Raw genomic sequence first — 16,590 nt, forward strand, 5'->3', positions numbered from 1 at the left:
ATTTTGCAGAGCGTAGGGTTTGCACGCATCGCGTGCGAACGCGTTCAGATCAGTTCCACACCAGCAATCGCACCGGCGTCGGGTTGTAGGCGTTGCAGGGATTGTTCAGTTGCGGGCAATTGGAGATCAGCACCCAAACATCCATTTCGGCGCGCAGTTCTACGTATTTGCCCGGAGCGGACACGCCATCGGCAAAGCTCAGGCCGCCGTCGGCGGTGACCGGCACGTTCATGAAGAAGTTGATGTTGGGCACCAGATCACGCTTGGTGATGCCGACATCGGCATGCTGAATGGCCAGCAAATAATTATCGCGGCAGGAGTGCATGAACTTCTTTTGCAGCGCATAACGCACGGTGTTGCTTTCCGCCGCGCAAGCACCGCCCAAAGTGTCATGGCGACCGCAGGTATCGGCGACGATGGTCAGCATGGCATTGCCATCGTTGGAGTACAGCACCGTGCCAGTGGTCAGGTAGATGCCGCCCTGTTGCAGCATAGTGTTGCTGGCGCTGTAGTGCTCGCTCACATCCTGGCTGTTGTAGAAGATAACATCGGCGGCCTGGTTGCCTTCCAGATCAACAATGCGCAGGGTCTGGCCTTTTTTGACTTCATGCAGCCACGGCTCGCCAGCGGGCTGGTAGTGATCCAGCGTGGCGGCAGCGGGTTGTAGCGAGCTTTCAAAAATGCGGATGGCGGCAGCGGTCATCTTGGGTTTCCTCGATCAAGCCAGGTATTGCATGTCGGCGTTATGCAGCGCACGGGCGTTTTCCGGGCGGAACTGGCGGCAGAAATCGTCTTTGGCGGCGACGCCGGAGCGCCATGCAGCCAGACCAATTTTCCTGGGCGCATATTCGGGATTCGGGTCTAGCGGATGCGGCGCGCTGGAGTACGCAATCAGCGTGTCCATATCAAAGCGCAACTCGACGAAATCCCCGGCAGCACTATGGTTAGCGGCGAAGGCAAAGCGCCCTTCTTCATCCACGGCGACTTTGCTGAACAAATTGACCGGCGCGATCAGGTCGCGTTTGGTCAGGCCGTATTTACCAATCTCAATCAACAAGCCGTCTTTGCCGTTGCGGTACATGGCGTTGCGGGCCGCTTCAAAATTGCGCTGACCATATTTGCGCGCGCAAGTGGCGGCATCCAGTAATGCACCCATCGGGTCATGCCAGCCGACCGAATCTGCGGTGAAAGACGCCAGCGAACGGCCCATATCGCTCATCAGTACATGGCCACGACTGTAATGCGCGGTGTGCTGGGCTTTGAGCGAATCGGGCATGCTGTAGCGTTCCAGTTTCTCGCGGGCGCTGTACAACACCAGCGACAGATTGGCGCCGCCTTCCAGATCCACAATGCGCAGGCTGCTGCCGCGCGGCATGATGCAAGACCAATGCGCACCACCGGGCATGATCTCTGACCACAACACTTGATCGGCGGGCAAATCCGGTGCGAAACGCGCCCAGAAAGCAGGGGCATCGACCGGATCAGTCGCGGGCGGGTTGGCTGGCGTATCCAGAAAGTGTTCCATGCAGGCGCTCCTTCTTACTGCAAATCAATCATCAAAAATCAGAAGCTCAGGCAACCAGACCCGACAGCTTTTGCAGCTGTTCCAGGTCGGTTTTCATGCCGGAGGTATCACGAATCCGGTTGAGGATTTCGCGCTTGAGCTGCGTGAATTCCGGCGCGAGTTTCATGTCCTGATTGCGCGCAGCGGGCAACGGCACGTCGTAAACGGTGTCGATACGGCCGGGGCGCGGCGCCATCAGCACTACGCGGTCACCCAGATAAATGGCTTCTTCCACGTCGTGCGTCACAAACACGATGGTGACGTCTTCCAGTCGCCGGACGTGGCAGATCAGGTCATGCATCACTTCACGGGTCTGTGCATCCAGCGCGCCAAACGGTTCATCCATCAGCAGAATGCGTGGTTTGCTCATCAAGGCGCGGGCGATGGCCACACGTTGCTGCATGCCGCCGGACAATTGCGCCGGATATTTCTTCGCAGCGGCGGTCAGGCCCATCAGGCTCAACAAGGCATCGGCGCGGCCACTGGCTTGTTCCACATCCGCCGAGGTGCGATCCCGGTGGTTGATGCTGAGCTGGCGGCTAAACTTGATGTTGTCGACCACGTTCAGCCACGGATACAGGCTGTAGTGCTGAAACACCATGGCCCGATCCGCTCCGGGGCCGTCAATACTGGCGCCATCGACCAGGATGTCACCGCTGGTTTGCGTTTCCAGTCCACCCAGCATGCGCAATAGCGTGGATTTGCCACAGCCCGACGCCCCCACAAAGGTGATGAACTCGTTACTGGCGATATCCAGATTGGCATTTTGCAAGGCTTGCACCGCGTGGGTGCCCTCGCCAAACACCTTGCTCACTCCGCGAATTGCGATTTTTTCAGTCATGGCAAATTACCTCTTGGCCAGCCACGGAAAGGCTTTGCGGTGTAACAGGCGAAAGGCTTGGTCAATCACCAGCCCCATCGCGCCAATCAACAAAATCCCGGCAAAAATCTTGTCGGTTTGCAAAAAGCGCTGCGCTTTCAGAATGGAGAAACCCACGCCGGAGTTGGCCGCAACCAGTTCAGCCACTACCAGATACGTCCACGCCCAGCCCATGGTGATGCGCAGGGTATCCAGCAAAGCCGGTTTGGCCGAAGGCACGATCACCAGTTTGATGATCTCGCCACGAGTGGCGCCCATGGTTTGGGCGGCCTCGATCTGGGTATCTGGCACGCGGCGGACGTCTTCGGCCACCATCAGTACCATCTGGAAAAACGTACCGATAAAGATCACCGCCACTTTGGCGCCTTCATCAATCCCCACCCACAGCATCACCAGCGGCACAAACGCCACGGCAGGCATGTAGCGGATAAAGTCGGTAAGCGGCTCCAGCAAGGCTTGTACCGGGCGGAACGTGCCAATCAGCAAGCCAATTGGCAGCGCAAACACCAGCGACAGCGCCCAGCCGCCGATGACCCGCCACGCGCTGATGCTCATGTCTGCGGCCAGATCGTCTTCTGTCCACCATTGCACCAGCCGTTGCAATACCTTGAGCGGCGTCGGCAAAAACACGGGAGAGACCAGCTCTGCGGCCGACATTCCCCACCAGACCAGCAGCGGCAACAGCAGGCCAATCAAGGCAATGGCGGCGTATTCATGGCGGTTTAGCTGGCCGCGAATGACCCAGAAGCGACTGCGGCGGCGCAATGGTGTGGCAAGTTTGCCGGGCGGTATGGTTTCAGGGGCAGACATGAAATTTCCTTGTTTGCTGAAGTGCAGTTCGACTCGCTCGGGTTCGGGCGTCACCGCCGACCAGCCTTAGCCAGTCGGCACAAGATGGCACCGGCTTAGCGAGTTGCCTCTTTCACCAGCGAGCCATCCAGACCTTTGGCAAAGTCTGGCTTGCCATCAACCAGCTTGTTTTCCAGCAAGAACTTGTTGATGGTTGGTGCAACGGCCATCAGGGAAGTCGGGCTGGCCGGGTTGAACGCATCGGCATTGTCTTTGGCGTTAAAGAAACGCGTACCAGGCAGGAAGGATTTGTATTCAGCCGGTTTCATGCTGACGACTTTGGACATGATCTTGGCCGACTCATCCGGATGTGCCGCGATATAGGCCTGCGCGTCGTACCAGGCCTTGATCATGCCCACCAGGTCTTTGCGCTTGCTGGCAATGGCTTTGTCTTGCGCCACCAGCAAATCGGGGATCAAACCAGGCATGTCTCTGGAAGTGAACAGTGCATGGCCGGTGCCGGAGGTTTCGATGCTGTTAACCCACGGATTCCACACCACGGCGGCGTCAACGCGGCCTGCCATAAAGGCGGCGGCGGCATCACCGGCAGCCAGGTTGGTGATCTTCACATCTTTGAGCGACATGCCGTGTTTTTCCAGTGCAGTCACCAGCACAAAGTGCGAGATGCTGAACTGTTCCAGCGCGATGGTTTTGCCCTTCAGATCAGCAAACGTCTTGATCTTGGCGTTGACCATCAAGGCGTCGTTGCCAAACGAGTTGTCGTTAACCAGCACGGCTTTGACTGGCACGCCCTTGGCTAGTGGCGCCATGGTGTCGGACCAGGTTTGCGAGTTGGCATCGAGCTGCCCGCTCGACAACGCAGAGATGGAATCGGTGTAGTTGGCAAACCAGACTAGCTTGACGTCGGCGCCATATTTCTTGAAGTAGCCGTTTTGCTCGGCCACATACCATGCCACCCAGCCCGGCCAGTCGGAAACACCGACTTTGACTTCGGCGCGTGCCAGCGGTGACCACGCAGAAAACAGCGTGAACGAAACAGCAGCGATGCTACAGAGGATGCGACGAGATACGTGACGTACTGACATGGCAAGGCTCCTGGTGGACAAATTTTGCGCACGAGAGGCGGGCAGACACCGTTCAACAGAACAGCTGTATCTGTCGCGACCTCCCGGGCTTTTGTCCCGCCGTGGAGCCCCCAAACGATGGAAGCCGGAACGCTCTCGGACCAGTTGGAACTACCAACAGCCTTGCGACATATGCGCCGCAGTATGGGTTGGCAATTCTTGTTCATCCCGTAAACGGGACCGGAACCCTAGCTTTCCTGTAAGACGATGCGAACGTGTCGCACCTCTCGTGCTGTTATCTATGCAAAGGGCATGCCTGACCGAGCCTGCCAGATGTCGGACTCTAAAAATAACCATCCAACCTGCTGTTTTTGTTTCTATTTTTTAATGATCCGACCTGCCGTTCACGAAGAAAACCTCATGCAAGCCACAAATTTGACTAGCGTTATTTTGGTGCGGTAGATCATGTCCATGTCATTTATTGGTGCACGTGCCAATCCCGAATGACGGATATCTTTCCAGTCCTTTCCAATCAGGAGATTCAATATGTCTGCGGTCAAACCCATCCCCGATGGCTATCAAGCCATTACGCCTTACCTCATCAGCGGTGATGCCTCTGCGGCAATCGAGTTTTATAAAAATGCATTTGGCGCAGTTGAACGCCTGCGCGTGCATGGCAAAGACGGCAAGATCATGCATGCGGAAATAGAAATCGACGGTGCGGTGTTCATGTTGACCAGTGAAAACCCGCAATGGAATGCGCGCAGCCCGAAAACCATCGGCGGCTCACCGGTGAGCATGGTGCTGTATGTGACGGATGTGGATGCCAGGGTGGCTCAGGCGACGCAGGCCGGGGCCAAATTACAGCGCGCGGTGGCCAACCAGTTTTACGGCGACCGCTCTGGCTCGGTGGAAGATCCGGATGGCTATTCCTGGCATATATCCACGCATGTGGAAGATGTTTCGCCGGAAGAACTGGCTCGCCGCTCCGCCGAGATGTGCTGATTAGCAGGGCTGGCGGCACACTTTGGGGTGGAAGGCTATTTTGGTGCCCCCTGCGTCGGGAGCGGTGAGTTGCGTGCAGAAATCCCGCAACATCATCAATATTTACTATTGATGACGCGCAAGAATTTACAGAAAAATCAAGGAGAAAGCTCCGATAATTGACGTTACACAACCGGAGCGCTCCCATGATCGAACTACGTGGCAGCGGTATCGCGGCTGCCATCGTGGGCTCGGCAGCTGTTCACGCCAAAACCAACACACCGCAAGCGCGACTGAATTCGTCGGGCTCTAAAGCAAACTATGCCCGCAGTAGTGACGCGGCCAATGCAGAGGATCCAGCCAATGGTCTGCCTGCAGCAGCGCCTGAACCTTTGCTGCTGGCGCTGCCCGAGCGCTCCACCCAAGACTGGCTGCGGCAAATGAAGGTGGAAAACCGCATTGCCAATCGTTCTGGCGGTGGCGCACAGGGTTCACCTGTTGCCTCTCCGTCCAGCGTTTACGGGCAAGTGGCGCACTCGACGCCAGCCAACAGCGAAGGCTTTCGCGAGCTTGGCTAATCCGCCGCCCGATTAAGGCGCGCGATTAGTTGCCGTAACGGTCGCCAATCTGGGCCGTGGCATACCAGGCCATCAGCGCCACTACGCCAGGCTCGCCTTCGGCTGGCGACCAAGACGTATAGTCCTGCTCAGCAATGGCTTGATACGGGCCGTGCTTGACCTCAAAGATCACCCCGCCCTCATCCAGCGACAACACCGCATGCCACTGCCCGGCTGGCGTTTCCAGAATGGCAGCGCCTTCGCCCAGGATGGCGCGATCAATCACCTTTCCCGCTTCATCAAAATGCAGCACCAGAAAACGCCCTTGCAGCGGAAACAATAATTCCCAGGTGTGCGGATGGCGATGCGGGCGCACGTAGGTGCCCGGTTCCATGGCAATGGCCAGACGCTGAATCGGATCAGCAAGTTCTGGGTGCAGATTGAAATTGGCACGCAGGCGCGGTGAGGCCGCGGCGGTGGATGCCAGTTCGCTGAGTTTTTTCCGATCAATTTGCTTCATGTTGTGGCTGCTGCCCTTCTGGCTGTTTTGTGGCCTTCCGCTGGCGGAGCGTGACTGCGCATCTCCACCAGGCTCTGGCCTTTATGGTTTGGTTTACTTATTGCCGGACCCGTGCTTTCCGCTTTCACGCGGCTCTTTATAGTGTTGCTGCTGGCTCGTCCCGTGATGCTTGTTGGGGTTGCCGCTTTCGGGTGAGCCTGGCGCAAAATACGGCTCGCCTGGATGCCATTTTCCATGCTGGAGCCGTGACTGCATGGCGGACTCGGGCGCTGCCTGGCGCCCGGCGGATTGCAGCAGGCCACGACGCGCGGCCTCATCCGGATGGCGATCAAGATAACGTTGGACCTGGTCACGACCACGATTGAGTTTTTGCAGATTCAGCGTGTAGCCGCCGTTGATGCGCTGATGCAGGTCATCGAGCACACCGGAAATCTTCTCTTTAAAATCGAAGTTGCCAATGTCGGTCCAGACGCTGCGCTGGCGGGCCTGCATGCGGCGCGGGTGGGGAGAGCCGCTACCGGTAAATACATCCTGACTCGGCTTGACGTTGATGGACTGGCCATCCTGGCCTTTGAACACCGTGCCGCCGGCATGTACCGTGTGATAGGTGCCGGGCGCAAAGCCTTCGCTATTGCCGGCCGGAACGACGTCAACATCGTAATCGGTGCCCCGTATTCCGATAGTGGCCGTAGGGGTGGTGAGTTGGTAGCTGGCGTGATTGAGCTTGCCGATCGCCCCGGTCACTGAGCGCAATGCGCCTTGCAACAAGGTGAGCCAGCTGCGACCGTTTTGAGGATTGTCCGGGTCATACACATAATCAACGATGCGCAGCTTGGCCTTGGGGCGCAAAGTCAGGCTCGCGCCGTCTTCCATACTCAAGACCACCCAGCTGTTGGCGTCAGTGGTAATGACATCCCCTTTATTGACCGAGTCCCCCTTGTGTAAAACAACGGTCTGGCCGCTACTGCCGGCGGCTGTAACCAGCCCGCCCATGGCGGCAACTTGACCCGATGCTGCAAACGCAGCCAGTGGCAGGCAGGTGAGCAGAATGGTGGTGAATAACAGTTTAGCGATAGACATAAATGGCCTCCTCCGGCGCGGGCACCGGAACTCCTTATTCTGGATAGTCTGGCAGAGGTCGTGCCAGCCGTATGTAACAAGCAAATGCGTATCGTTGCAGTTCGCTGCGCAACGTGCGGGTTGTTGGTGTGCTCTAAATCGGCGCTAATACCGGGTTTGGCGACTACTTGCGGTACCGCACATCATCAACCAGGCGTCAATGAGCGATCGATTTTGAAAACACGTTAATGACCACCACACCCGCAATAATCAAAGTCAGGCCCAATATTGCAGGCCAATCCAGACTTTGCCGATAAGCGAAATACCCAACCACCGAGATCAGCACGATGCCCACGCCTGACCAGATGGCGTAGACCAGACCGACCGGAATACTGCGCAAAGTGAGCGACAGGCAATAAAACGCGATCACGTAGCCGATCACCACAATGATGGACGGCCATAGCCGGGTGAATCCCTCTGCCGCCTTCAGCGCGGAGGTGGCAATCACTTCGGCCGCAATGGCAATGGCAAGCCAGCCCCAATTCATCGCGTTATTTCCTTGTCATGCGGTGCGACCGGCCATTCCAGCAAGCCGGCTCCTGTCCGTCAAGTTTTGTGGTTGTCAGCTTTTGGCTTGACGTATATCAAATACAAGCACCGCCAAGGTGCGCAACAAGGTCATCTGGATGGCCTGCTACAATGGCCTGATTGCCTTGCCTCTGACTGAATATGATCAAAGATTTACTCAACGCCACCACCGACGTCGCTTTCTTGCGTGATTTGATCATCTCGCTAGTATTGATTGCCGCGCTGTTCCTGGCACACTCCATGATCCGCCGCGCCATTCTGGGCCGCGACAAACTGCGCCCCGAAGACAAGCGCCGATTGATGGTTTACTCCCGCAATGCGGCGCTGGTGCTGTTTGTGTTGGGTACGGTGGTGATCTGGGGGCACGAGATCGAAGCCTTTGCCGTTTCGCTGGTCGCCATTGCGGCAGCCATTGTGATCGGCACCAAAGAAATCATCATGTGTATCCTGGGCTCGATCTACCGCACCACCAGCCGCGCCTTCGAAGTGGGTGACCGCATCGAGATCGGCGGCATTCGCGGCCGGGTAATAGATATGAATCTGCTGAACACCACGGTGATTGAGTCTAGCGCCGCTGTTCCGCACAAAGGCACAGTTGGTCGTGGCGTGGTCATTCCCAATTCGCTGTTTTTGTCGCAGGCCGTTTACAACGAAACCATGCTGGGCGCCTATGTGCTGCAAACCGTGCATGTCGCCATCAACCGCGAACAAGACTGGGCGCAGGCGGAGGCGGCCTTGTTGCAAGCTGGCGCGCACGCCATTGCCGACTACGCGCCCGATCTGGCTAACCATGTCCGCGAACTGGAACGCAACTACGCCGTCGACACGCCGCCTACTGAACCACGCGTGCGCGTGTCGCTGGATGACCGCGAGGCAATCAACCTGCAATTGCAATTGCCGGTGCCATTGGGGCAGCGCGCCCGTATTGAACAAGCAATTTTGCGAGACTTTTTACGGCATATGTCGCCTTTACCCATCACTCCCGATGAAAGTCTGCCAACCCGCAAAAGCGCAGACAAACCCAGAGTCAACAAGGCCTGAAGAACAACGGGCGTATTGACATGTCTGGTGCACATTTCACCCATTTATAAGATTTTTCCCAATTTACCTTGCATCATCAGTCGTTTATAGGTATATTCCGGCCCTTCGCCCAGGGATGGCACGGCCAGCCCTTTGAAATATTTCATCGCCCCCTGACCTGTTTGCCGCCCTGCGTTCGATTTTGATTGCGGTTGTCTCTTTGGTTAGGTCGATGCCCGCCAGCACAGTTTTGTAGCTGGCCAACCGTAACCAGGAAATAATCATGTCGCACGCAGCCCATGATCCGGCTCAGGATCAGGACCTCTCTTTCTCGTCGCTCGGACTCGCCACTGAAATCGTTCAGGAACTGACCGCTCAAGGCCTGACCGCACCGACTCCAGTTCAAGCTTCCGCCATTCCTGTTTTGCTGGAAGGCCACGATCTGATGGCATCCGCCCAGACTGGTACCGGCAAGACCGCAGCTTTCTTGCTGCCAGCATTGAATCGTCTGGCACGTCCGCCAAAACATCACGGTAAAGGCCCACGCGTTCTGGTGCTGACCCCTACTCGTGAACTGGCAGAACAAGTTTCCAAAGTTGCTACCGCTTTTGCTCGCCGCATTCCGCGTTGCAAAGTGGTTAGCCTGGTGGGTGGTGTTCCTTACCCGCTGCAACACAAACAACTGGCTCAGCCGGTTGAAATCGTCGTGGCCACCCCAGGTCGCCTGATGGATCTGATGCGCAGTGGTCGTATCGACTTCCGTCGCCTGGAAATGCTGGTACTGGACGAAGCCGACCGTATGCTGGACATGGGCTTCATTGACGATATCGAAACCATCGTTGCTGAACTGCCTCCAGAACGTCAGACCGCCCTGTTCTCCGCTACTTTGTCGGAAACAGTGCAAGACTTCGCTCGTCCAATGCTGCGTGACCCACGCAAGATTGAACTGGCACCGCAAGGTCTGCCGACTGCCAACGTCGAACAATCCGTGCATTACGCTGACGGCTACGAGCACAAGCTCAAGCTGACCGCTGCACTGGCTGAATCGCTGGCTGGTTCGCAATCCATTGTCTTTACTGCTACCAAAGCAGACGCCGATGGCATCGCTGACTGGTTGCGCGTTGCTGGTCTGCGCGCTGATGCAATGCACGGCGATCTGCCGCAACGCAGCCGTCGTAAAGTGCTGGATCGTCTGCACCGCGGCGAAATTGACCTGCTGGTTGCCACCGACGTTGCCGCTCGCGGTATTGACGTTGCCGGTATCGGCCAGGTGATCAACTTTGATCTGCCACGTTTCTCGGAAGACTACATCCACCGCATTGGCCGTACCGGTCGTGCCGGTCGTAGTGGCCGCGCTGTGTCGCTGGTTACCCGTAACGACTTCGTTCTGCTGACTCGCATCAAAAAGCGTTATCAGATCGATTTCGGCACCATGGTCATGGAAGGCCTGGAAGCTCGCTTCCAGCCGGGCGCTCGTCGCACTGATGAGCGTCGTCCTGCTGGTGGTGGTGCTGGTCGTCCGCACGGTGATCGTCCACGCCACGGCGGCGGTGATCGCCCAGGTTACGCTGGCAACAAGCCACGCGAAGCCGGCGCCCGTTTCGGTGATGCTCGCGAACATGCTCCGCGTGACAACAGCTTTGCTCCACGCCCGGATCGTGGCGGTTACGAAGGTCGTCCACGCAGTGCTGAAGGCGGCTATCGTGGCAACTCGAATGCCCCGCGTGAAGGTGGTTTCAACCGTGATTCCGCACCGCGCGAAGGCGGTTTCAACCGTGACTCCGCTCCGCGTGAGGGTGGCTACAACCGCGACAACAATCGTGGTGGTTATGCTGGTCAGAAACGTGAAGGCGGTTTCTCTGGCGAAAAGCGTGAGTTCAACAATGCACCACGCCCAGCTGGCGCTGCTCCACGTGATGGCGCTCGCAAGGAAGGCGGCTTCGGTGGCCAACGTCGTGACGACCGTTTCGGTAGCGAACCACGTCGTCCGCGTAGCAACTTCGCTCCGCGTGGTGATCGTTCGGGCGAATAAACCAACACTGGTTTACGTCTCGTAAAAATGCCTCCCTCGGGAGGCATTTTTTATGGGTAAACCTCGGCAAACAATTCAAACAGCTAGAGCAAGCGGCAATATTGCGGCTTGTTTGCCTGCTGCCAAACTGTCAGCCTGATTGACCGGATGGCCGCCCGTTGTCGCCAGACCAGGCCTCGCATCAAACCGCTCGCACCAGACCCGCACTCAACAACCCAATAACAATCACCCATGTTCAAGCATCCGACGACTGCGGCCCAGCTGCATATTCGCCCGATTCGGCACTCCGACTTGCCCGCAATTGATCGCATCCAGCGCGCTTGCTATGCGCCGGATTTGCACGAGTCACTCGAAGCCTTTGCCGCCAAATTGCACCTTTCACCGGACTCGAGCTGGCTGGCCGAGCATGAAAATGAGGTGGTCGGCTATTTCTTCACGCATCCGTGGGCAGGCGATGAACCACCACCGTTGGGCGAGCCATTGCAACAGATCCCTGATGTGGCAGATACCCACTTTTTGCATGACCTGGCGGTGCACCCTCAAGCTCGCGGCGCAGGTGTAGCGCCCCGACTCATCGAAACCGCCCTGAACTGGGGTCGTCGACATGGACTCAAGTGCAGCCGACTGGTGGCGATCTCTGGTGCCGCGCCCTTCTGGCAGCGCTGGGGTTTTCATCCAGTGGCCACCGCGCCTGGTTATGGCGATAGCGCAGCAATAATGGTCTTGCACAATTTTCCAGCCAAATAATGCCCAAGGCTGGTTCATGTCGGCCACCTATACTGAGGCGACGGTTAGCAAACAACCGACTTCACATATATTCAAGCAAAGCCAGGTGCAAATCTGGCTTTGCTACTTTTGCTTTTGCCCGGAGCTCACCATGTCCAATTCGCCGAACATTGTTTTGTCTCATCTTGATCTGGCTCGCCTGGAAAAATTGATCGAACGCAGCGATGCCGATCTGTCCGCGCTAGAGGGCGAACTGGCCCGCGCCGACGTAGTTGACGCCGCTCAGGTGCCAGCCAATGTGATCACCATGAATAGCACAGCGCGGTTTGTAGACGAAGCCAGCGGCACGGAGCACCAGTACACGCTGGTTTATCCGCAGGATGCTGACATTGGCGCCGGTAAAGTTTCGATCCTGGCGCCAGTCGGCTCGGCGCTGTTGGGGTTAACGCCCGGGCAAGCCATCGACTGGCCCGGGCCAGGTGGTCGCCAATTAAGACTGCGAGTACTTGAGGTGATTCAGCAACCCCTGGCGTAAGGGCATCACCGGGTTTGAGACAAAGCGCTAGAATGGCCGATACGCCCTCCCGGAGTCTTTTCTGAATGATGAAGCGCAATCGCCCCTCCCGCCGTGGCCGCAGCCCGGCCGATGAAGTTGAACTGATACGTCTGGCTGAGGGCATGGCCGCATCTACCAGTCGGCTGGAAGACCTGTTCTGGCAGCAGCGGCTGTTCACGCTGGTCGAAAAGCTGTTGCAGGATCGCGACGAAGACACCGTCAATAGCGCACTCGATCAGCTCAGCGAGAGCGACGTAGAAGCCTACAACGCTCTCGCCGACAGTATCGAGAGCAACTGTGAGTCATTCACCCTGGAAGTGGATGGCAAGCGCTGGGACACCCTGTTGTTCATTGCGCCGCTACTCACATGGTCACGCTGGCACATTGCCTCCGGCAACATCCCGGCCGAAACCTTGCGCAACACTCAAACGCAACTCAAAGCGCATGTCTTTGCCAAGCACGCCAAGATGGGCCTGGCTGACTTTCTGTTCAGTCCGGACCAGTTGCCGCGTGGTTTTGTGCCGACACTCGAATTGCTGCAAGAGTTAACCCAGGCAGCTTTCGGCAACGGCGTGTTGAAAGTGGATGCGCAAGCCTTGCCGGAAACCCGCGCATTTTTATCCGACACACGCTACGTCATTGGGGCGGTTGCCATTCCGACCGGACACGCCGTCTTTCGCTGGCAAGAAGATGATGGCGATCGCGAAGAGGCGACTACGCAGTGGCAACGACAAGGCGGCGCGGCATTGCATCCGCTGCTACCAGGCGCTGCGTCCGAGGCACTGCTGCCTGGCGCATATCACGCCACTTGGCGTGAGGCGGATCGTGCCTCGCGCGCCTACGCATTGCGAGCCACTGTCTCTTTCCTTCTCCTCACCCTCAATATCACCGCGCGTGACCTGCAAGCAGTGATTGGCCCTTTCCAGGGCAAACGACTCGAAGAATACCGGGTTGGCTTTTTGCGTCGCGGCGGCGACAAAATCATTCAAGGTGTCGTCTGGCCGCTACTGGATGGCGAGGATGAGCACGCCGACAGCGTGGCAGAAATGGAAGCCGTGCTTAAAGATATCGGGATCGTCGACATCCTGGTGCATGAGCATGACTTCCCGCTCGACTACTGTGACGACTGCGGCGCCCCGCTCTATCCAACGCCAGATAGCGAGCTATTGCACGCCGAGCCACCCGAAGAAGAAACCCAAGCTGAAGTGCCACGACATCTGCACTAAGCAGCGGCGCGGCACCGCTCTCAGAGTCGTGCCGCTTACTGCTCTTCTTTGCCCGAAACCCAGATCGAGAAAATCAGCCACAAAGTGTTGAAAAACGCGATCAGAAAACCCAGAAAACCAAATGCCGGTAAGCCGAACAACATCGGTCCAGCCTTTACGGTCATCACAATCGACGAACCAATAATCAAACAGCCGGTGACGATGCCCATCGTAAGCCGATTGGCGCTGCGGGCCAGTTGTGTGCCAAAGCGATCCAGCCGCTTGAGATCCAGATCCACCCGGAAATTGCCACGCCGCGCCTGGCGCACCAGTTTGGCAATGTCCCGCGGCAAGCCGGAGATCAGGTCAAACGCGTCGGCCAGCCCTTCTTTGCCGCGCTTGAACACCGCCTGCGGCTTGTAGCGCTGCACCAGCACCTCACGCACAAACGGCGTCAGCTGCTCGATCATCTGAAAATCCGGATTCAACTGCCGCCCCAAGCCTTCCAGTGTGATCAATGCCTTGAATAGCAGGGTCAGATCGGCAGGTAGCGTAATTTCGTGCTCGCGCATGATCACCGCCACCTCGCTGAGCAAAGTGCCGAACTGAATGTCTTTGAGCGGCAGGTTTTCGTAGTTGAAGATGAATCCGGCAATGTCACTGGATAGCGCTTCTTCATCCACTACCGTTTCGCCGGTCCACTCCATTAGCACATCCATGATGCCGTGTTCATCACGGCGAGCCAGCGCGGCCAGCAAATCCACAATCTGGTCACGGCGCTGATGCGGCAGGCGGCCGACCATGCCGAAGTCGAGAAAGGCTATGCGGTTACCTGGCAGATATTTAACGTTGCCCGGATGTGGGTCTGCATGAAAATAGCCATCAATCAACACCATCTTCAGCACTGCATCCGCACCACGCGCCGCCAGGATTTTCCGGTCGTAACCGCCTTCACTTAACGCGTTCAGATCATTGCCAGCAATGCCCCCAACCCAGCTCTGCACGTTGATGAATTCGTTGGTGTGTTCCCAATGAATCTTCGGAATTTCAATTTCGGCGTGATCAACAAAGTTCTGGGTAAAACGTTCCAGGTTGCGCGCTTCCGCCGATAAATTCAGTTCGCGGCGCAATGATTTGGAAAATTCTTCAACAATTTTGACGGGCTGATAGCGGCGCGATTCCGGAAACTCAAACTCCATCAGCACGCCAATCTGCCGCAAGATGCGCAGATCAGAGTCAATTTTGGCCGCAATCCCGGGGCGGCGAATTTTCAGCACCACTTCTTCGCCCGTCACCAACCTGGCGCGATGGACCTGAGCAATCGATGCCGAACCCACAGGCATCGGATCAAGCTCAAGGAACACCTCGTGCGGATCACGCCCTAGAATCAAAGTGAGTTCAGGCAGCAAGTCTTCGAACGGCACAGGTGGCACGTGCGACTGCAGCTTTTCAAACTCGGTAATCCACTCCGGCGGAAATACGTCTACCCGCGTCGCCAGCACCTGGCCGAGCTTGATAAACGTTGGCCCCAATTCTTCCAGCGCACGCCGCACCCGTACCGGTGGATCGAGTTGCTCAATGCCGTGATCGCCCGGCAGGCGCAGCAAATCACTAGCCCTCTCCAGCCCCTTGGCTAAGCCGAGCCGCTGGACCAGATTACCCAACCCATGCCGCATCAAGACGGCGATGATTTCGCGCACGCGCGGCAGGTCGCGCATTACGGTAAAGGTTTCCTTGAGCATACTTGGCCTGATGTTCTCGCTGTTCTGGATGCACCGTGCAAGATAACCCATTTCACGCCCGGATTCAGCGTTTGTACGCGGCCTGGTTTACCCGAATGTAATATTTTCATATGCGCAGGAACCAATTGACCCTGCCAGCCTCGAACCGCGTCCCGTGTGTGTTTCCTGACTGTTTTTCCAGTGATTCGTACGATTTCGTCAACCCTGTGTGAGCCAGTTGCAAACGTTGTCAAAGCTACCGCTTTCGGGCGAAGTTTTGGCTTTACAGCATCAGGACTCATCGTTACAGTTTGCCCCCATGAAATGTGAACGGTTGATTCTTGCCCTCCTGGTGGGCTTTACGATGTACGGGGCGCAGGCGGACGACCTTCCCAATGCTGGTACCAACGCGGCCTCGGCGCCAGCGAGTTCCAGCTGGTTTTCCGGTGGTTCCAGCAGCAAAAGCGCCAAGCCAGCGCGCGCGTCCAGTACAGATCGCACTACGAAGACACCTGCCGACCAGTCAACTGAGGCTGATCCCGGCCCTGACCCGGCTCAGCCTGCCCAGCAATTGCTGCTACAGGCCATGAGCCTGATTGGTGTTAAATACAAATGGGGCGGCAAAACCCCTGAATCCGGTCTGGATTGCAGTGGCTTCGTGCGTTACGTATTCCAGAATTCGCTCAACATCACCCTGCCCCACAACGCACTGGCCATGAGCCAGGCGGGGCAAGACGTCGACAAGAGCGAATTGAAACCCGGCGATCTGGTGTTCTTCAACACGCTGCGCCGGCGCTTTTCGCACGTCGGTATTTATCTGGGCGATAACCGTTTTGTACATGCGCCACGAACCGGACGCGATATTGAAGTCGCCAACATGTCGCAAAGCTACTGGACCAGCCGCTTTGATGGCGCTCGTCGGGTCACCGAAGTTGGTGATCAGGCGCCCAATATTGCCAGCCTGCTGGCAATGGCAGGTTCATCCCGCGAAAACAATAAAGCTGAATCTGCAGCCGCTTCGGGCCAAAATGACTCGGGCGATGCGCAACAAGGTGCCGGAAGCTGCCGTAAGGTGACCAAAGGCAAGGGCCGCCATAAACACGTAGAAACCGTGTGCAGCAAACCCAAAACGACCAAAACGAAAGCGGACAGCAAGACTTCTGCCAAAACTGCGACCAAAAGCAGTGCCAAAAAGGCCCCGGCGAAGACCACCAAAAAGAAAACAACTCACTAGTCAGTCGTTTTAATCGCACTATAAGCAACGCCCGCGTGTGCGGGCGTTGTCGTTTCTGCTGGTTCTGGCC

The 16,590-nt window shown here is 57.2% G+C and carries 17 protein-coding genes; 8 read left to right on the plus strand and 9 right to left on the minus strand.

Annotated elements, in window-relative coordinates:
• Positions 1–49 precede the first annotated feature (49 nt).
• The 5 genes from P4L78_RS06030 to P4L78_RS06050 all read right to left on the minus strand — a co-directional run bounded on the left by P4L78_RS06030 (position 50) and on the right by P4L78_RS06050 (position 4,339).
• The gene (locus P4L78_RS06030) at positions 50–703 is read right to left on the minus strand and encodes an urea amidolyase associated protein UAAP2 (protein ID WP_283149491.1); all 654 of its coding nucleotides are present in this window, start codon (positions 701–703) and stop codon (positions 50–52) included.
• Between the two features lie 15 nt (positions 704–718).
• Positions 719–1,525 carry an urea amidolyase associated protein UAAP1 gene (locus tag P4L78_RS06035; RefSeq protein ID WP_309327274.1) on the minus strand — a complete coding sequence of 269 codons (807 nt, stop codon included), beginning with the start codon at positions 1,523–1,525 and terminating at the stop codon, positions 719–721.
• Between the two features lie 46 nt (positions 1,526–1,571).
• Entirely contained in the window at positions 1,572–2,405 is an 834-nt protein-coding gene (locus P4L78_RS06040; RefSeq protein WP_309327275.1) for an ABC transporter ATP-binding protein, read from the minus strand.
• Positions 2,406–2,411: 6 nt separating this feature from the next.
• Positions 2,412–3,254 carry an ABC transporter permease gene (locus tag P4L78_RS06045; protein WP_283149494.1) on the minus strand — a complete coding sequence of 281 codons (843 nt, stop codon included), beginning with the start codon at positions 3,252–3,254 and terminating at the stop codon, positions 2,412–2,414.
• 95 nt (positions 3,255–3,349) lie between these two features.
• Complete coding sequence (locus tag P4L78_RS06050; protein ID WP_309327276.1) at positions 3,350–4,339, minus strand: ABC transporter substrate-binding protein; 990 nt, start codon at positions 4,337–4,339, stop codon at positions 3,350–3,352.
• 525 nt (positions 4,340–4,864) lie between these two features.
• Here P4L78_RS06050 and P4L78_RS06055 point away from each other — a divergent pair.
• Together P4L78_RS06055 and P4L78_RS06060 are read left to right on the plus strand one after the other, a co-directional pair.
• Positions 4,865–5,323, plus strand: coding sequence for a VOC family protein (locus P4L78_RS06055; protein ID WP_309327277.1), 459 nt, complete (start codon positions 4,865–4,867; stop codon positions 5,321–5,323).
• Between the two features lie 185 nt (positions 5,324–5,508).
• A complete protein-coding gene (locus P4L78_RS06060; RefSeq protein WP_283149497.1) occupies positions 5,509–5,880 on the plus strand; it encodes a hypothetical protein in 372 nt (123 codons plus the stop codon).
• A gap of 25 nt (positions 5,881–5,905) precedes the next feature.
• Here the strand turns inward: P4L78_RS06060 and P4L78_RS06065 are convergent, their stop codons facing one another.
• From P4L78_RS06065 to P4L78_RS06075, 3 genes are all read right to left on the minus strand, one after another.
• Positions 5,906–6,379: a WbuC family cupin fold metalloprotein gene (locus tag P4L78_RS06065; protein WP_309327278.1), complete on the minus strand. Its 474-nt coding sequence runs from the start codon at positions 6,377–6,379 to the stop codon at positions 5,906–5,908.
• Between the two features lie 93 nt (positions 6,380–6,472).
• On the minus strand, positions 6,473–7,459 hold the full coding sequence (locus tag P4L78_RS06070; protein WP_309327279.1) for a FecR domain-containing protein: 987 nt from the start codon (positions 7,457–7,459) through the stop codon (positions 6,473–6,475).
• A gap of 196 nt (positions 7,460–7,655) precedes the next feature.
• The gene (locus P4L78_RS06075; RefSeq protein ID WP_309327280.1) at positions 7,656–7,985 is read right to left on the minus strand and encodes a multidrug efflux SMR transporter; all 330 of its coding nucleotides are present in this window, start codon (positions 7,983–7,985) and stop codon (positions 7,656–7,658) included.
• A 182-nt stretch (positions 7,986–8,167) separates the two neighbouring features.
• Between P4L78_RS06075 and P4L78_RS06080 the strand changes: the two genes are divergently transcribed.
• From P4L78_RS06080 to P4L78_RS06100, 5 genes are all read left to right on the plus strand, one after another.
• The gene (locus tag P4L78_RS06080) at positions 8,168–9,067 is read left to right on the plus strand and encodes a mechanosensitive ion channel domain-containing protein (protein ID WP_309327281.1); all 900 of its coding nucleotides are present in this window, start codon (positions 8,168–8,170) and stop codon (positions 9,065–9,067) included.
• 262 nt (positions 9,068–9,329) lie between these two features.
• A complete protein-coding gene (locus P4L78_RS06085) occupies positions 9,330–11,078 on the plus strand; it encodes a DEAD/DEAH box helicase (protein ID WP_309327282.1) in 1,749 nt (582 codons plus the stop codon).
• 231 nt (positions 11,079–11,309) lie between these two features.
• Positions 11,310–11,825, plus strand: a complete 516-nt coding sequence (locus P4L78_RS06090; protein WP_309327283.1) for a GNAT family N-acetyltransferase — start codon at positions 11,310–11,312, stop codon at positions 11,823–11,825.
• A gap of 130 nt (positions 11,826–11,955) precedes the next feature.
• Positions 11,956–12,339, plus strand: coding sequence for a nucleoside diphosphate kinase regulator (gene rnk / locus P4L78_RS06095; RefSeq protein WP_283149504.1), 384 nt, complete (start codon positions 11,956–11,958; stop codon positions 12,337–12,339).
• A 65-nt stretch (positions 12,340–12,404) separates the two neighbouring features.
• Entirely contained in the window at positions 12,405–13,586 is a 1,182-nt protein-coding gene (locus tag P4L78_RS06100) for a DUF2863 family protein (RefSeq protein WP_283149505.1), read from the plus strand.
• Positions 13,587–13,621: 35 nt separating this feature from the next.
• Here the strand turns inward: P4L78_RS06100 and P4L78_RS06105 are convergent, their stop codons facing one another.
• A complete protein-coding gene (locus P4L78_RS06105; protein ID WP_309327284.1) occupies positions 13,622–15,307 on the minus strand; it encodes an AarF/UbiB family protein in 1,686 nt (561 codons plus the stop codon).
• A gap of 313 nt (positions 15,308–15,620) precedes the next feature.
• Here P4L78_RS06105 and P4L78_RS06110 point away from each other — a divergent pair, with 313 nt between their 5' ends.
• Positions 15,621–16,520 carry a C40 family peptidase gene (locus P4L78_RS06110; protein ID WP_309327285.1) on the plus strand — a complete coding sequence of 300 codons (900 nt, stop codon included), beginning with the start codon at positions 15,621–15,623 and terminating at the stop codon, positions 16,518–16,520.
• The last annotated feature ends 70 nt before the right edge of the window (positions 16,521–16,590 follow it).

The organism is Silvimonas sp., assembly GCF_031291215.1.
Classification (GTDB): Bacteria; Pseudomonadota; Gammaproteobacteria; order Burkholderiales; family Chitinibacteraceae; genus Silvimonas; species Silvimonas soli.

What these genes read in the sequence shown, in the direction of transcription:
- P4L78_RS06055 (WP_309327277.1), top strand. Translation starts at nt 4,865, where the DNA reads ATGTCTGCGGTCAAACCCATCCCCGATGGCTATCAAGCCATTACGCCT.
- P4L78_RS06060 (WP_283149497.1), top strand. Translation starts at nt 5,509, where the DNA reads ATGATCGAACTACGTGGCAGCGGTATCGCGGCTGCCATCGTGGGCTCG.
- P4L78_RS06075 (WP_309327280.1), bottom strand. Translation starts at nt 7,985, where the DNA reads ATGAATTGGGGCTGGCTTGCCATTGCCATTGCGGCCGAAGTGATTGCC.
- P4L78_RS06100 (WP_283149505.1), top strand. Translation starts at nt 12,405, where the DNA reads ATGATGAAGCGCAATCGCCCCTCCCGCCGTGGCCGCAGCCCGGCCGAT.
- rnk (WP_283149504.1), top strand. Translation starts at nt 11,956, where the DNA reads ATGTCCAATTCGCCGAACATTGTTTTGTCTCATCTTGATCTGGCTCGC.
- P4L78_RS06035 (WP_309327274.1), bottom strand. Translation starts at nt 1,525, where the DNA reads ATGGAACACTTTCTGGATACGCCAGCCAACCCGCCCGCGACTGATCCG.
- P4L78_RS06105 (WP_309327284.1), bottom strand. Translation starts at nt 15,307, where the DNA reads ATGCTCAAGGAAACCTTTACCGTAATGCGCGACCTGCCGCGCGTGCGC.
- P4L78_RS06085 (WP_309327282.1), top strand. Translation starts at nt 9,330, where the DNA reads ATGTCGCACGCAGCCCATGATCCGGCTCAGGATCAGGACCTCTCTTTC.
- P4L78_RS06045 (WP_283149494.1), bottom strand. Translation starts at nt 3,254, where the DNA reads ATGTCTGCCCCTGAAACCATACCGCCCGGCAAACTTGCCACACCATTG.
- P4L78_RS06080 (WP_309327281.1), top strand. Translation starts at nt 8,168, where the DNA reads ATGATCAAAGATTTACTCAACGCCACCACCGACGTCGCTTTCTTGCGT.
- P4L78_RS06050 (WP_309327276.1), bottom strand. Translation starts at nt 4,339, where the DNA reads ATGTCAGTACGTCACGTATCTCGTCGCATCCTCTGTAGCATCGCTGCT.
- P4L78_RS06065 (WP_309327278.1), bottom strand. Translation starts at nt 6,379, where the DNA reads ATGAAGCAAATTGATCGGAAAAAACTCAGCGAACTGGCATCCACCGCC.
- P4L78_RS06030 (WP_283149491.1), bottom strand. Translation starts at nt 703, where the DNA reads ATGACCGCTGCCGCCATCCGCATTTTTGAAAGCTCGCTACAACCCGCT.
- P4L78_RS06090 (WP_309327283.1), top strand. Translation starts at nt 11,310, where the DNA reads ATGTTCAAGCATCCGACGACTGCGGCCCAGCTGCATATTCGCCCGATT.
- P4L78_RS06040 (WP_309327275.1), bottom strand. Translation starts at nt 2,405, where the DNA reads ATGACTGAAAAAATCGCAATTCGCGGAGTGAGCAAGGTGTTTGGCGAG.
- P4L78_RS06070 (WP_309327279.1), bottom strand. Translation starts at nt 7,459, where the DNA reads ATGTCTATCGCTAAACTGTTATTCACCACCATTCTGCTCACCTGCCTG.